This window comes from Streptomyces sp. L-9-10, assembly GCF_004151105.1.
GTDB lineage: Bacteria > Actinomycetota > Actinomycetes > Streptomycetales > Streptomycetaceae > Streptomyces.
Genome location: NZ_PHRF01000095.1, coordinates 288,405 through 302,240, shown reverse-complemented (window position 1 = coordinate 302,240; position 13,836 = coordinate 288,405). Strand labels below are relative to the sequence as shown.

Here is a 13,836-nt window from a genome sequence, read left to right as displayed (position 1 = left end):
TCCCGGGCTGGGACAGCGGTCACTACGGCCGCCTGCCCCAGCTAACCTCTACGACACCCCATTGGCAACATGTGCCCTTAGTGCTTTTTGTCCATTATTTCCCCGGGTCTTCCCTAGGCCCGCGTCGGGATCTCGAACCAGACCACCTTGCCGGTGGAGAGCCGGGTCGCACCCCAGCGCCGCGCCAGCCGGTTGACCAGGAACAACCCACGGCCGCCCTCGTCGGTGTCGCGGGCCCGCCGCTGCCGGGGCAGCTGCGGCGAATCGTCCCCGACCTCACAGCGCAGTACGTCCGTACGGAGCAGCCGCAGCGTCACGGGGCGCTCCGCGTACCGGACGGCGTTGGTCACGACCTCGCTGATCAGCAGCTCGACCGAGTCGCTCAGCTCCTCCAGGTCCCAGCGGGCCAGCGCCCGCCGGGCCAGCCGCCTGGCGCGGCCCGGAGCAGCGTCCTCCGGTTCCAGGAACCAGTACGCGACGTCACTGGGCGCGATCCCGTCGAAGCGGGCGGCGAGCAGCGCGATGTCATCGTCCCGGTCGCCGGGGCCCAGGACATCGAGGACGTCGTCGCAGAGCGCCTCCAGCGGCGGCGAATGGTCGGGTCCTGTCAGCTGCGCGGTGGCCGCGAGCCGCTCCCGCAGCTGCTCGATCCCCGTCCACACGTCCCGCAGCCGGGACTCGACGAGCCCGTCGGTATAGAGGAGCAGGGTCGCTCCCGCGGGCGCGTCCAGCTCGACGGCCTCGAAATCCACCCCGCCGACCCCGATCGGCGCCCCGGGCGGTACCCGCAGCACCTCCGCCCGGCCGCCCAGGTGCAGGAGTATGGGCGGCGGGTGACCGGCGTTGGCGATGGTGATCCGGTGCGAGACCGGGTCGTACACCGCGTAGAGGCAGGTCGCCATCCGGTCCGTGCCGAGCCGCTGGGCCTGCTCGTCCAGATGGTGCAGCACCTCCTGCGGCGGCAGATCGAGCCCGGCCAGGGTCTGCGCGGTCGTCCGCAGCTGGCCCATGATCGCCGCGGAGGTCATGGAGTGGCCCATGACATCGCCGACGACCAGCGCGACCCTGCTGCCGGGCAGCGGGATCGCGTCGTACCAGTCGCCGCCGACCCGCGCGGTCTCGGCGGCCGGGAGATAGCGGGAGGCCAGCCGTACGCCGGTCGGCTGGGGCAGGTTCTCCGGCAGCATCGTGCGCTGGAGCTCATCGGCGATATACGCCTCGCGGCCGTACAGCACCGCCTTGTCGATGCCCAGCGCCGTATGGGTCGCCAGCTGCGCCGCGACGAGCAGATCGTTCGGCTCGAAGGCGGCGCGGTCCGGTCTGCGCAGGAAGACCGCGGCGCCGATGACCCGCCGCCGGCCGCGCAGCGGCGCGAGGATCGCGCGGTGTCCCGACGGTACGGTGCGGTCGGCGCCGAGCAGCTCGGGCAGCGCGGCGCGGGCCGCGGCCGAGTCGCCGAAGACCGGACGTACGCCCCGCAGCACCTCGGAGAGCGCGCCGCCGGAACGCACCTCGCACAGCTCGGCGGCCGGCATCACATCCGACTGAGGGTCGAGGATCGGCAGCCGCAGACCTTCGCTGATCTGGACCGGGATACCGCCGGTGCCCTCCGTGTCGTCGTCCGTCAGCCGCAGCCGGTCCGTACGCCGCAGCCGCAGCACGAACGGCGACACCGGGCGCTCGTCACCGACGGGCAGCGGATCACGCAGATAGACCAGTATGGCGTCGGAGAACGTCGGTACGGTCGCCCGGCACAGCCCGAGCACGATCTCGTCCAGGTCTATGCCGCGCGCGATACGCCGGGTCGCGGCCCCCACGAAGCGCAGCCGGTCGCCCTCGCGCCGCGCCGTCGCGACGGGGTCCGGCGCCGGCGCCGGCACCACGGGCTGCGGCGCGGCGGAGGCGCCGGCCTCCTGCCGCGGCCTGGTGCGTTCCTGCGACCGGGCAACCAGTGGCTGCCGGCCTTCGTGGGAGGGGGGATGCTCCGTCACGCGTGGGATTCCGTCCGTCCGGGCCGGGGGTGCGATGCGATCGTTCCGACAGGCGAAACTACCGCGCGGCAGGCGGCGTCGACAGGGCGGCAGCCCTTACGCACGGCTCCACCCCCTCGTAGTGGCTCACGGTCGTTGTTGTGCGGTCGTTGCGGGCGAACAGTGTCGAGTCGAATAGTGCCGAACAGTGTGACGTGTGGTGCCGTGCGCGGTGTGACCAACGGTCAGCCGGCTTTCCGTACGGGCCCGTTGCCCCACACCGGTCTTCCGGAGGACGATCCTACGTTTCAACCCCGGGGGCGTATCAAGGATCTCACGAGGTCGTATGCGCCCGAGCGCGTTCCCGGACGTGAATCAGTCACGTCACCACGGTCGTTCCGGCGGGCTTCCTCAGGGCGTCAGCCGCGCCGCCGTACGGTCCCAGTCCGCCGGCAGTTCGGGCACCGGCCAGTGCGGCTCGGGCCGCCAGTGCTCCCAGCCGTCGCGGTACGGGGCGCCCCACGCGTCGATCACCTCGACCGCCGCGCGCCCGGCCTCCCCGACCCGGCGCGCCTGCGCCGGTGTCATCAGACCGTCGTGCTGCGCCTGCGCGAACTCGTCCTCGTCGCGCCAGCGCCAACTGCGGTCCGGATAGACGTCGATGTCGAGGAAGTGGTCCTCGGAGTCGATGCCCCCGGCCCAACGGGTGCGCGGCTCCTCCAGGTTGACGTACCAGTTCTGGAACCGCCAGCCGCGCTCCCACCACAGCCACACCGACCAGGGCTCGCCGGGTCTGGCCAGCTTCAGCACGCCCATCCCGTACCACCGGTCGCGCACCACCCTGCGCGGTTTGGTGTAGCGGGTGGCCAGCGGCTCGCGGTGGACGGGGGTGCCGTCCGCGAGGGCCGGCTTCACGCACGGGGTGTCCGGCGCGAGCCAGGCCGCGAGCAGATCGTCGGTGTCCTGCACGACCGTGACGGGACGGCAGATGTGCACGCGGTCCCCGGCGTTCTCCCGGTACCGCCACAGGATCTGTGTGCCGGGCGCCCAGTGCTGCCCGTTCGTCGCCCTCACCGTCGCTGTCATGCGCAGATCTTACGGACAGGACCCGGGCGGTGGTGTGCGGGGCGCCACGGCACACCTCACGTGTTCACGGATGTGTCATGCGCAGGACATCCAGTGCCTCGTCGAGCTGCTCCAGGGTGAGATCCCCGCGCTCCACGTAGCCGCCCGCCAGCACCGTCTCGCGGATCGTCGTGTGCTCGGCGAGGGACCGCTTGGCGACCTTCGCGGCCTCCTCGTACCCGAGGTACTTGTTCAGCGGCGTGACCACGGACGGGGACGACTCGGCGTACGCGCGGGCCCGCTCCACATGGGCCGTGACGCCGTCGACCGTACGGTCCGCGAGCAGCCGGGAGACGTTCGTGAGCAGCCGTACGGACTCCAGGAGGTTCTTGGCGATCACCGGGAGCATCACGTTCAGCTCGAAGTTCCCGGCGGCGCCGGCCGTCGCGACCGTGGCGTCGTTGCCCGTGACCTGCGCGGCGACCATCAGCACCGCCTCCGGGATCACCGGATTGACCTTGCCGGGCATGATCGAGGAGCCGGGCTGGAGATCGGGGAGGCTGATTTCGGCCAGACCGGTGCGCGGGCCCGAGGCCATCCAGCGCAGATCGTTGGCGATCTTGGTGAGGGAGACGGCGAGCGTACGGAGCTGGCCCGAGGTCTCCACGAGCCCGTCGCGGGCCCCCTGCGCCTCGAAGTGGTTACGGGCCTCCGTCAGCGGCAGCCCGGTCGCGCGCGCGACCTCCGCGATGACGGCCGCGGAGAAGCCGGGCGGTGTGTTGATGCCGGTGCCCACCGCCGTACCGCCGAGGGGAAGCTCGGCGAGCCGGGGCAGCGAGGCCGTCAGCCGCTCGCCCGCGTACCGGATCTGCGCGGCGTAGCCGCCGAACTCCTGGCCCAGGGTGACGGGCGTGGCGTCCATCAGATGCGTACGGCCCGACTTCACGACGTCCCGGAACTCCTCGGCCTTGCGCTCCAGGGAGGCGGCGAGATGGTCCAGCGCCGGCATCAGCCCGCCGGTGACGGCGGCGGTCGCGGCGATGTGGATGCTCGACGGGAAGACGTCGTTGGAGCTCTGCGAGGCGTTCACATGGTCGTTCGGGTGGACCTCACGGCCGAGACGCTCGGTGGCGAGCGTGGCGAGCACCTCGTTGGTGTTCATGTTCGAGGAGGTGCCGGAGCCCGTCTGGAAGACGTCCACCGGGAAGTGCTCGTCCCAGCGGCCGTCCGCGACCTCGGCCGCCGCGTCCTGGATGGCGTCCGCGATGTCCTTGTCGATCACTCCGAGCTCGGCGTTCACCTTGGCCGCGGCGGACTTGACGCGGGCCAGGGCCTCGATATGGGCGCGCTCCAGCCGCTGTCCCGAGACGGGGAAGTTCTCCACCGCGCGCTGCGTCTGGGCACGCCACTTGGCGTGCGCGGGGACCCGTACCTCGCCCATGGAGTCGTGCTCGGTCCGGTACTGGTTCTCGTCGGTCGTCATCGTCGTCGTACCTCCTGCGAGGGTGAGCGTCCGGCTGATCCGATGTGTTCCCGCGGGACGTTCCCGCAGGGCGTTCCCCCGGGAGTGTGGTGGAGACGGGAGCGCCCTCCCCGGAGGAAGGCCGGGGAGGGCGCGTCGAAGGGGCCGTGCGGGGCTTGGACGGTGCGGGCGTCAGGCGAGACCGGGGCCGCGGACCGGGATGCTGGTGAACGTCGGCGCCGGGGCGGGCTCGGTGAAGAAGTCGTTCCCCTTGTCGTCCACGACGATGAACGCGGGGAAGTCCTCCACCTCGATCTTCCAGACCGCCTCCATGCCCAGCTCCTCGTACTCGACGACCTCGACCTTCTTGATGCAGTCCTGGGCGAGCCGGGCCGCCGGGCCGCCGATCGAGCCGAGGTAGAAGCCGCCGTGCGTGCCGCACGCGTCGGTGACCTGCTTCGACCGGTTGCCCTTGGCGAGCATGACCTTCGAGCCGCCCGCCGCCTGGAACTGCTCCACGTACGAGTCCATCCGCCCGGCGGTCGTCGGGCCGAACGAGCCGGAGGCGTACCCCTCGGGCGTCTTCGCCGGGCCCGCGTAGTAGACCGGGTGGTCCTTCAGGTACTGCGGCATCTCCTCGCCCGCGTCGAGCCGCTCCTTGATCTTGGCGTGCGCGATGTCACGGGCCACCACGAGCGGGCCGGTGAGCGACAGCCGCGTCTTGACCGGATACTTCGTCAACTCGGCGAGGACGTCGTCCATCGGACGGTTGAGATCGATCCGGACGACCTGTCCCTCATCGAGGTGTTCGTCGGTGGTCTCCGGGAGGAAGCGCGCCGGGTCCTTCTCCAGCTGCTCCAGGAAGACGCCCTCGGCGGTGATCTTCGCGACGGCCTGCCGGTCGGCCGAGCAGGAGACGGCGATCGCGACCGGCAGCGACGCGCCGTGCCGCGGCAGCCGCACCACCCGTACGTCGTGGCAGAAGTACTTGCCGCCGAACTGCGCGCCGATACCGATCTTCTGCGTCAGCTCGAAGACCTTCTCCTCCAGCTCCTTGTCACGGAAGCCGTGGCCGGTCGGGGAGCCCTCGGACGGCAGCTCGTCCAGGTAGTGCGCGGAGGCGTACTTCGCGGTCTTGAGCGCGAACTCGGCGGACGTACCGCCCACCACGATCGCCAGGTGGTACGGCGGGCACGCGGCCGTACCGAGCGAACGGATCTTCTCCTCCAGGAACTTCATCATGGAGGACTCGTTCAGGACCGCCTTGGTCTCCTGGTAGAGGAACGACTTGTTGGCGGAGCCGCCGCCCTTCGCCATGAAGAGGAACTTGTACGCGCCGCCGTCGGTCGCGTACAGCTCGATCTGCGCGGGCAGGTTCGAGCCGGTGTTCTTCTCCTCCCACATGGTGAGCGGGGCCATCTGCGAATAGCGCAGATTCAGCTTCGTGTACGCGTCGTAGATGCCGTGCGACAGGGCTTCCTCGTCGCCGCCGCTCGTCAGTACGTTCTGCCCGCGCTTGCCCATCACGATCGCCGTACCGGTGTCCTGGCACATGGGCAGCACGCCCGCGGCCGCGATATTCGCGTTCTTGAGGAGGTCGAGTGCCACGAACTTGTCGTTCGAGGACGCCTCGGGGTCGTCCACGATCCTGCGCAGCTGAGCGAGATGGGCCGGGCGCAGATAGTGCGAGATGTCGTGCATCGCCTCGGCGGCGAGCGTACGCAGCGCCTCCGGCTCGACCTTGAGGAACGTACGGCCGTCGGCCTCGAAGGTGGAGACACCTTCGGCGGTCACCAGCCGGTACGGCGTGGTGTCCTCTCCCAGCGGAAGCAGATCCGAGTACGCAAACTCCGGCATTACGGCCATTCCTCACTCGACAGACAGCGGCGTGGCCTCCATTGGCGACGCGACCTCCAGCGTAGGACGCGGCACCGACAGCGGTGCTGTGAGGTAAGGCTCAGTGCTGTGCGGTAAGGCCCAGTCGCGACGACTCGCGGCGCGTGGCGGTTCTGCCCCTAGTCGCGATCTATCGCGTTTCGCTACCCTGGGTCCGTGGACCTCGAAAAGCACCCTCAGAAGCCGGTCGCGCAGAAGCCGGTCGCGTCGGCGGAGCCGCCGGCCATCCGGGCCTCCGACGCCGACCGTGACCGGATCGCGGACATCCTTCGGGAGGCCCTCGCCGAGGGCCGGCTGGACGCCGAGGAGCACGCCGAGCGGATCGACTCCGTCTACCGGGCCAAGACCGTCGCCGAACTGGAGCCGCTGGTACGCGACTTGCCGGTCACCGGAGCCGACGGCCGGCGGCCCGCGCCGGGCGAGTCCGTGTCGGGCTCGTACGGATACGGTCCGGAGGACCCCACGGCCCCCGCCGAGAACCTCGTCGCGATCTTCAGCAGCTCGACCCGCAGGGGCCGCTGGCGTATCGGCCGCAAGACCAACGCCTTCTCGCTCTTCGGCAATATCGAGATCGACCTGACCGAGGCGCTCTTCGGGCAGCGGACCACTGTGATCAACGCGACGTCCATTTTCGGCAATGTCGAGATCACGGTCCCCGAGAACATCTCGCTGCGCGGCAACGGCACCGGAATCTTCGGCAACTTCGAGGTGGTCACGCTGGAGGCCGAGGAGCGGGACGCGCCGACGGTGATCGTGAACGGCTACTCGGTGTTCGGCAATGTCGAGGCCAAACCGAAGCGCGGCAAGTTCATCGCCGATCTCCGCAATCAGCTCCGCAAGCACTTCGGCCACTGACGCGCACGGCTCGTGTGGCTTGTGCGTCTGGCGTGACTCATGCGTCTGGTCCGGCTCGTGCGGCTTGTTCCGCTCGTCCGGCTCGGCTGCTTCTGGTCGAAGACGTCCCGTCGCGGGGGCGCGTCCGGAATGCCGTACCGCGTTCCGCACTCCGAACTGGCTGCCACTCAGTGCATAGGCGTGCGTACAGCGGGTAGGGAAAGCTTCATCGTCTCTCGCTCGCGAAGCCGTCGTCAGGAGTAGACCGTGCTGCAACTGCCGCATCAGCCCCTGCAGGTCGCCGCCGTACCGCCCCAGCGGAGTCCCGCTCGGGAGGATCAGGCCGGGCCCTGGCATTCGGAGGCGGTGTGCCGCCGGGACGAAGCCGGATTGTTCTTCGCCCCTTCCAAGGAGCCGACAGCCGCGAGGCTGGCGCGGGAGGAGGCCGCGAAGCGGGTCTGTGCCCGCTGTCCGGTCATGGTCGACTGCCGGGAGCATGCCCTGCTCCAGCCCGAGCCGTACGGCGTGTGGGGCGGCCTGACCGCTGCCGAGCGCCGGGTGGTGCTGGCCCGCCGCCGGCGGCGCGAGGTGGAGCTGCGGAAGGCCGCCGCGGCGGGCGACCGCATCGCCGCCGCCGGTTGAAGCGTGGCGGTACGTATACGGCGGTACGTATACGGAGGGGGCGCCCCGCCGCACAGCTGGGGCAGCCCCCTCCGTATACGTCACGCGCGGTGACTACTTGGCGCGGTCGAAATCGATCGTGCTGTAGGCGCGGAGCTTCGAGAGCCGATGGGTCGAGTCGATCTGCCGGATCGTGCCCGACTTCGAGCGCATGACCAGGGACTGGGTGGTCGCGGTCTCCGAGCGGTAGCGCACCCCGCGCAGCAGCTCGCCGTCCGTGATGCCCGTGGCGACGAAGAAGACATTGTCGCCACTGACCAGATCGTCCGTGGACAGGACGCGGTCCAGATCGTGCCCGGCGTCGATCGCGTGCTGCCGCTCGGCCTCGTCCTTGGGCCACAACCTGCCCTGGATGACCCCGCCGAGGCACTTTATGGCGCACGCCGAGATGATGCCCTCGGGGGTGCCGCCGACGCCCATCAGCAGGTCGATGCCCGTGCCTTCGCGCGCGGCCATGATCGAACCGGCCACATCGCCGTCGGAGATGAACTTGATCCGCGCGCCCGTCTCCCTGATCTCCTTGACGATGCCCTCGTGGCGGGGGCGGTCGAGGATGACGACGGTGACATCGTCGGGCGACGAGTGCTTGGCCTTGGCGACCCGGCGGATGTTGACCGCGACAGGCGCGTTGATGTCGACGAAGTCGGCCGCCTCGGGGCCGGTGACCAGCTTGTCCATGTAGAAGACCGCGGACGGGTCGAACATGGCCCCGCGGTCCGCGGCGGCCAGGACGGCGATCGCGTTCGGCATGCCCTTGGCGTTCAGGGTGGTGCCGTCGATGGGGTCCACGGCGATGTCGACCTCGGCGCCGGTGCCGTCGCCGACATGCTCCCCGTTGAACAGCATCGGGGCTTCGTCCTTCTCGCCCTCGCCGATGACGACGACGCCGTTCATCGACACGGTGGAGACGAGCGTGCGCATGGCGTTCACCGCGGCGCCGTCCGCGCCGTTCTTGTCACCGCGCCCGACCCACCGGCCGGCCGCCATGGCGGCTGCTTCGGTGACCCGGACCAGCTCCAGGGCGAGGTTGCGGTCGGGTGCCTCGGGAGACACCTCAAGCGGATGAGGTAGTTGATGTTCGGTCATCGGAGCGCACCTTTCTGTACGGCGACGGCCGGAAAAGAGGGTGATCCGACTCTATCCGTACATCGACAAATTGAGCAGAGGGCCCCACGGATGAGCGCCACGCCGTGATGCGACGATGGTGCGGTGGCGAGCAAGCGAGGCAAACAGACGGTGCGGGACCTGTTCCTGTCGATGGCGGTCATCGGGCTCGTCGTCGCGGGGATCTATGTGTTCATCCCGCACGACGAGAAGGGCATCCCGGTCAAGGCGGTCGACTACCGGGTCGAACTGCTGACCGCGCGGCGCGCGGCGCCGTATCCGGTGCTGGCGCCGGCGGGCCTGGCGGAGACGTGGAAGCCGACGTCCGTCTCGTACAAGCGCGAGAGCGGCAACGCCTGGCACCTCGGCTACCTGGCCCCGGACGGCGAGTACGTCGCGGTCGAGCAGTCGACGAGCGCCCCGGAGAAGTACGCCGCGGAGGTCAGCCAGCAGGCCGCGGACACGGGCAAGACGCAGCAGGTGGCGGGCGAGACGTGGCAGCGCTGGGAGGGGCCGAAGTACGACGCCCTGGTCCGGACGGAGGGGGACGCGACGACCGTGGTGACGGGTACGGCGTCCTATGAACGGCTGGCGGAGATGGCCGCCGCGCTGGAGGCCGAGAAGCCGGAGGCCGGGAAACCGGAGGCCGGGACATCCGACGCCGGGACGCCGGAGTCGGGGAAAATCTGAGGCCGGGAAGTCTGACGTCGGGGAGTCCTGACGGGCGAGGCCGCTGTCCTGTACGCGATGTACGGGGCAGCGGCCTCGTCGTCCGCCGGGCTCTGGGCCGGCTCAGACGGTGGTGATGGCCTCGTCGAAGGAGAGGCGCGGGGAGCGCGGGTACCAGGCGTTCTCGCCGGGCTTGCCGATGTTGACGATCACCAGCGGGGTGTGGTCGCCGTCCAGGAACTCCTTCTGGACACCGGCGGCGTCGAAGCCGGTCATGGGGCCGGCGGCGAGACCGGCGGCGCGGACACCGACGATGAAGTAGCCGGCCTGGAGGGCGGCGTTCAGCGAGGCGGACCGCTCACGGGCCGGGCGCTCGCTGAAGAACGCGTCCTTGGCCTGCGGGAAGGCGGGGAAGAGCTGGGGGAGTTCCTCGTGGAACTCGTTGTCGGCGGCCAGGATCGCGACCAGCGGCGCGGTGGCGGTCTTGGCCTGGTTGCCCTCGGCCATGTGCGGCACGAGACGCTCGCGGGCCTCGGCGGAGCGGACCAGGACGACGCGCAGCGGCGACTGGTTGAAGGCGGTGGGGCCGTACTTGACCAGGTCGTAGATGGCCTGTACCTGCTCCTCGGTCACCGGCTCGTCGGAGAACGTATTGGCCGTACGTGCCTCACGGAAGAGGAGGTCCTGAGCGGCGGGGTCGAGAACAAGGGACATGGAAATACCTTCCGGGGGGCGCGTTGGATCAGGCAAACAGCTTCACCGTACAACCGGATGTGTGAACCTTCAACTAAAGCCCGGTCGTGGTGACCCGACTCACAGCCCCTCGGCGGCATCGGCGGCATCGGCGGTGTCGGAAGCCCCAGAGGCCACGGAGCCCCCCGGAGGCCCGGAGCCCCCCCGGAGGCTCCCGAAGCCCCGGAGGCCCCGGAAGCCCCGGACGTCAGGTCACTGTGCTTCGGCACCGCCGCTGCCGTCCTGTTCCGCCGACTCGTCCGCCAGGGACGCGTCCAGCCGCGCCCTGGCACCCTCCAGCCAGCGGCGGCACACCTTCGCCAGCTCCTCGCCCCGCTCCCACAGCGCCAGCGAGTCCTCCAGGGACGTACCGCCGGCCTCCAGCCGCCGTACGACCTCGATCAGTTCGTCCCGCGCCTGCTCGTAGCCGAGCGTCGTGCCCTCGTCCGTCCTGGCCATGTGATCCACCCTAGTTACGCGCGCGTGCGCGCGGTCCGACTACGTTTCCGTCAGCGATCACGTCAGCGATCACGTCAGCGATCATGTCCGGGCTCACTCGGCGACCCGCACCGTGAACTCACCCTCCGCCACCCTGGCCCGCAGCTCCTCGGCCGCGGTGACCTCCTCCGCGGAACGGACGACCGTCCCGTCCGGCCGCTGGAGCACCGCGTACCCGCGCTCCAGCGTCGCCGCGGGCGACAGCGCGACCACCCGGGCCCGGGTGTGCGACAGCTCCGAGTCCGCGCGGTCCAGCAGATGCCGCAGCACGCGCCGGCTCCGGTCGGCGAGCGCGTCCACCTCGGCCGCGCGCTCGTCCACCATCCGGTGCGGCCGCTCCATCACGGGCCTCGCCAGCGCGTGGGCGAGACCGCGCTCCTCCCGGTCGAGCAGCCCCCGTACCGTCCGCAGCGCCCGGTCCCGCAGGGCCTGTACGCGGTCCTGCTCCTCCCCGACGTCCGGCACGATCCGCTTCGCGGCGTCGGTCGGCGTCGAGGCCCGTACATCCGCCACCAGGTCGAGCAGCGGCGCGTCCGGCTCATGGCCGATCGCGGAGACCACGGGCGTACGGCACGCGGCCACCGCCCGCACCAGCTGCTCGTCCGAGAACGGCAGCAGGTCCTCCACGCTGCCGCCGCCGCGCGCCACGACGATCACATCCACCTCCGGCAGCGCGTCCAGCTCCTTGACCGCCTGGACGACCTGCGCGACCGCGTTGACCCCCTGCACCGCGGTGTTGCGGACCTCGAAGCGCACCGCGGGCCACCGCCGCCGCGCGTTCTCCAGCACATCGCGCTCGGCCGCCGAGGCCCGCCCGCACACCAGCCCGATCAGCTGCGGCAGGAAGGGCAGTTGCTTCTTGCGGTCGGCGGCGAACAGCCCCTCGGCGCCCAGGGACTTCTTCAACCGCTCCAGCCGGACGAGCAGTTCACCGATCCCGACGGGCCGTATCTCCGTGGCCCGCAGCGACAGCTGCCCGCGCGGCGCGTACCACTCGGGCTTGGCCTGCACCACGACCCGCGCGCCCTCGGAGACCACATCGGCGATCGCGTCGAAGACCTGCCGGTAGCAGGTCACGCTCACCGAGATGTCGTACGACGGGTCGCGCAGCGTCAGAAAGACGACGCCCGCCCCCGGCCTGCGCGAGAGCTGGGTGATCTGTCCCTCGACCCAGACGGCGCCGAGCCGGTCGATCCACCCGCCGATGAGCCGCGACACCTCGCCGACGGGCAGCGGAGCGTCCGCGGATGTATTGAGAGCCATACCCGGGAGCGTATCGGCCGCCTGTGACATCGCTCCGAAAACGGCATTACGGGACGGACCCGCCGCTACGGCCTTCCGGCCCACGGCCCCCGGCCTTCCGGCCCCCGGGCTTGGCCACGCCTTCGGCTACGGCTTGTCGACGAGCGAGGCCGGCCGGCCGCGTCCCCGCTGCACCAGCAGCACCACCAGACCCACGGCCAGCCAGATCGCACCCGCCAGCCGCGCCGAGCCCGCCGCCTCCACGATCACCGCGATCAGGATCGCCGCGCCGATCACGGGCAGCACCACGTGGGTGAACCAGCGCACCGGCCCTTCCCGGCGCCGTACCGCGAACCACCCCACCACCGACGCGTGCAGCAGCACGAACGCCGTCAGCGCCCCGATGTCCACCACCGAGACCAGCCGGTCGAGCCCGTCGGGACGCCGGGCCGCCCACACGGCCGCCAGCAGCGTCACCACCGCGGCCAGCAGCAGCGCCACCCGGGGCACGCCCGAGTCCGTACGGGAGAGTACGTGCGGCAGCCGGCGCTCGCGGCCCATGGCGAAGAGCAGCCGTCCGGCCGCCGCCTGCGCGGCCAGCGCCGCGAACGCCGCGCCGATCGCCTTGCTGACCGCCACCAGATCGTGCAGCCAGGCGCCGACCGAGGTGTCCACCGCGTCATAGAAAGCGGAGCCCTGCGCGGCCGGATCCGCGGCCAGCTCCGCCGAGGACATCGGTTCGAGCAGCGCCACCAGATAGGTCTGCGCGATGAACAGCGCGCCCGCGAGCACCAGACAGAACAGCACGGCGCGCGCCACCTGCCGCGAGCCGCCCGTCACCTCTTCCGCGAACGACGCGATCGCGTCGAAGCCCAGATACGACAGCACGGCCACCGACACCCCGCCGAGTACGGCGGCCGGGGAGAAGCCCACGTCGCTCGTGAACGGGGTGGACCAGCCGCGCGTCCCGCCGTCCTGCGCGAGCACCGCGACGGCCGACACCACGAACACCAGCAGGACGACGATCTCCATGGCGAGTACCGCCATCCCGACCCGGGCCGCCGCCCGTACCCCCCAGAGGTTGAGCAGAGTGGTGATCACGACGGCGATCGCGGTCCACACCCAGCGGTCCACGGACGGAACCAGCGCCTCCATGGCGATTCCGGCGAAGAGATAGGCGACCGCCGGGATCAGCAGATAGTCGAGCATCGCCATCCATCCGGCGATGAATCCGGCTCCTTCGCCGAGCCCCTTGCGCGCGTACGCGAAGACGGAGCCGGCCTGCGGGGCGACTCGCACCATCTGCGCGTAACTGAAGGCGGTGAACGCCATCGCGACGGTCGCCACGACGTAGACCAGGGCCACGGCGCCGTGGGACTTGGCGTCGAGCGTGCCGAAGACCCCGACGGGCGCCATGGGGGCGATGAAGAGGAGCCCGTAGACGACAAGGTCACGGAAGCCCAGCGTCCGCCGCAGTCCGTCGTCACCGGGCCGCCGGGTCGCTGCCCCCGGCCGGGCTTCCGGGCGGCCTTCTGACGTCCCTTCCGACGACCCTCCTGACGGTCCTCCCGACGCCTCTCGCGACGTCCCTCCCGGCGGCCCTTCTGACGGCCCGTCCGTACCGGCGCCGGTCTCGGCCATCGCGTCCCTCCGTCGATCGCGTAGGCCCAGTCTCGGGCCGCC

Annotated in this window: 12 protein-coding genes; 3 read left to right on the top strand and 9 right to left on the bottom strand. The window is 70.7% G+C overall.

The window, feature by feature from the left end; all coding sequences use genetic code 11:
• Window positions 1-113 precede the first annotated feature (113 nt).
• From CU044_RS22705 to CU044_RS22690, 4 genes are all read right to left on the bottom strand, one after another.
• Complete coding sequence (locus CU044_RS22705) at window positions 114-1,991, bottom strand: ATP-binding SpoIIE family protein phosphatase (RefSeq protein ID WP_129770562.1); 1,878 nt, start codon at window positions 1,989-1,991, stop codon at window positions 114-116.
• 390 nt (window positions 1,992-2,381) lie between these two features.
• Complete coding sequence (locus CU044_RS22700; RefSeq protein WP_129770561.1) at window positions 2,382-3,056, bottom strand: DUF402 domain-containing protein; 675 nt, start codon at window positions 3,054-3,056, stop codon at window positions 2,382-2,384.
• Between the two features lie 64 nt (window positions 3,057-3,120).
• The gene (locus tag CU044_RS22695) at window positions 3,121-4,518 is read right to left on the bottom strand and encodes a class II fumarate hydratase (RefSeq protein ID WP_129770560.1); all 1,398 of its coding nucleotides are present in this window, start codon (window positions 4,516-4,518) and stop codon (window positions 3,121-3,123) included.
• 171 nt (window positions 4,519-4,689) lie between these two features.
• Window positions 4,690-6,354 carry a fumarate hydratase gene (locus CU044_RS22690; protein ID WP_129770559.1) on the bottom strand — a complete coding sequence of 555 codons (1,665 nt, stop codon included), beginning with the start codon at window positions 6,352-6,354 and terminating at the stop codon, window positions 4,690-4,692.
• Between the two features lie 195 nt (window positions 6,355-6,549).
• Between CU044_RS22690 and CU044_RS22685 the strand changes: the two genes are divergently transcribed.
• Together CU044_RS22685 and CU044_RS22680 are read left to right on the top strand one after the other, a co-directional pair.
• Complete coding sequence (locus CU044_RS22685) at window positions 6,550-7,248, top strand: DUF1707 domain-containing protein (protein ID WP_129770558.1); 699 nt, start codon at window positions 6,550-6,552, stop codon at window positions 7,246-7,248.
• A 246-nt stretch (window positions 7,249-7,494) separates the two neighbouring features.
• Window positions 7,495-7,869 carry a WhiB family transcriptional regulator gene (locus CU044_RS22680; RefSeq protein WP_129770557.1) on the top strand — a complete coding sequence of 125 codons (375 nt, stop codon included), beginning with the start codon at window positions 7,495-7,497 and terminating at the stop codon, window positions 7,867-7,869.
• Between the two features lie 93 nt (window positions 7,870-7,962).
• Here CU044_RS22680 and glpX read toward each other — a convergent pair whose 3' ends face one another.
• Window positions 7,963-8,994: a class II fructose-bisphosphatase gene (gene glpX, locus CU044_RS22675; RefSeq protein ID WP_129770556.1), complete on the bottom strand. Its 1,032-nt coding sequence runs from the start codon at window positions 8,992-8,994 to the stop codon at window positions 7,963-7,965.
• A 123-nt stretch (window positions 8,995-9,117) separates the two neighbouring features.
• Between glpX and CU044_RS22670 the strand changes: the two genes are divergently transcribed.
• Window positions 9,118-9,702 (top strand): DUF4245 domain-containing protein, encoded by a 585-nt coding sequence (locus CU044_RS22670; protein WP_129770555.1) that lies wholly within the window; start codon window positions 9,118-9,120, stop codon window positions 9,700-9,702.
• Window positions 9,703-9,804: 102 nt separating this feature from the next.
• Here the strand turns inward: CU044_RS22670 and CU044_RS22665 are convergent, their stop codons facing one another.
• From CU044_RS22665 to CU044_RS22650, 4 genes are all read right to left on the bottom strand, one after another.
• Entirely contained in the window at window positions 9,805-10,395 is a 591-nt protein-coding gene (locus CU044_RS22665) for a malonic semialdehyde reductase (RefSeq protein ID WP_129770554.1), read from the bottom strand.
• Between the two features lie 231 nt (window positions 10,396-10,626).
• Window positions 10,627-10,872 carry an exodeoxyribonuclease VII small subunit gene (locus CU044_RS22660; RefSeq protein ID WP_129770553.1) on the bottom strand — a complete coding sequence of 82 codons (246 nt, stop codon included), beginning with the start codon at window positions 10,870-10,872 and terminating at the stop codon, window positions 10,627-10,629.
• A 93-nt stretch (window positions 10,873-10,965) separates the two neighbouring features.
• Entirely contained in the window at window positions 10,966-12,174 is a 1,209-nt protein-coding gene (gene xseA, locus CU044_RS22655; protein ID WP_129770552.1) for an exodeoxyribonuclease VII large subunit, read from the bottom strand.
• Between the two features lie 126 nt (window positions 12,175-12,300).
• On the bottom strand, window positions 12,301-13,794 hold the full coding sequence (locus CU044_RS22650; protein WP_129770551.1) for an APC family permease: 1,494 nt from the start codon (window positions 13,792-13,794) through the stop codon (window positions 12,301-12,303).
• Window positions 13,795-13,836 lie beyond the last annotated feature (42 nt).

Coding starts and splice junctions, on each gene's coding strand:
- CU044_RS22700 (WP_129770561.1), bottom strand. CDS start 3,056: ATGACAGCGACGGTGAGGGCGACGAACGGGCAGCACTGGGCGCCCGGC.
- CU044_RS22695 (WP_129770560.1), bottom strand. CDS start 4,518: ATGACGACCGACGAGAACCAGTACCGGACCGAGCACGACTCCATGGGC.
- CU044_RS22690 (WP_129770559.1), bottom strand. CDS start 6,354: ATGCCGGAGTTTGCGTACTCGGATCTGCTTCCGCTGGGAGAGGACACC.
- glpX (WP_129770556.1), bottom strand. CDS start 8,994: ATGACCGAACATCAACTACCTCATCCGCTTGAGGTGTCTCCCGAGGCA.
- CU044_RS22665 (WP_129770554.1), bottom strand. CDS start 10,395: ATGTCCCTTGTTCTCGACCCCGCCGCTCAGGACCTCCTCTTCCGTGAG.
- CU044_RS22660 (WP_129770553.1), bottom strand. CDS start 10,872: ATGGCCAGGACGGACGAGGGCACGACGCTCGGCTACGAGCAGGCGCGG.
- xseA (WP_129770552.1), bottom strand. CDS start 12,174: ATGGCTCTCAATACATCCGCGGACGCTCCGCTGCCCGTCGGCGAGGTG.
- CU044_RS22650 (WP_129770551.1), bottom strand. CDS start 13,794: ATGGCCGAGACCGGCGCCGGTACGGACGGGCCGTCAGAAGGGCCGCCG.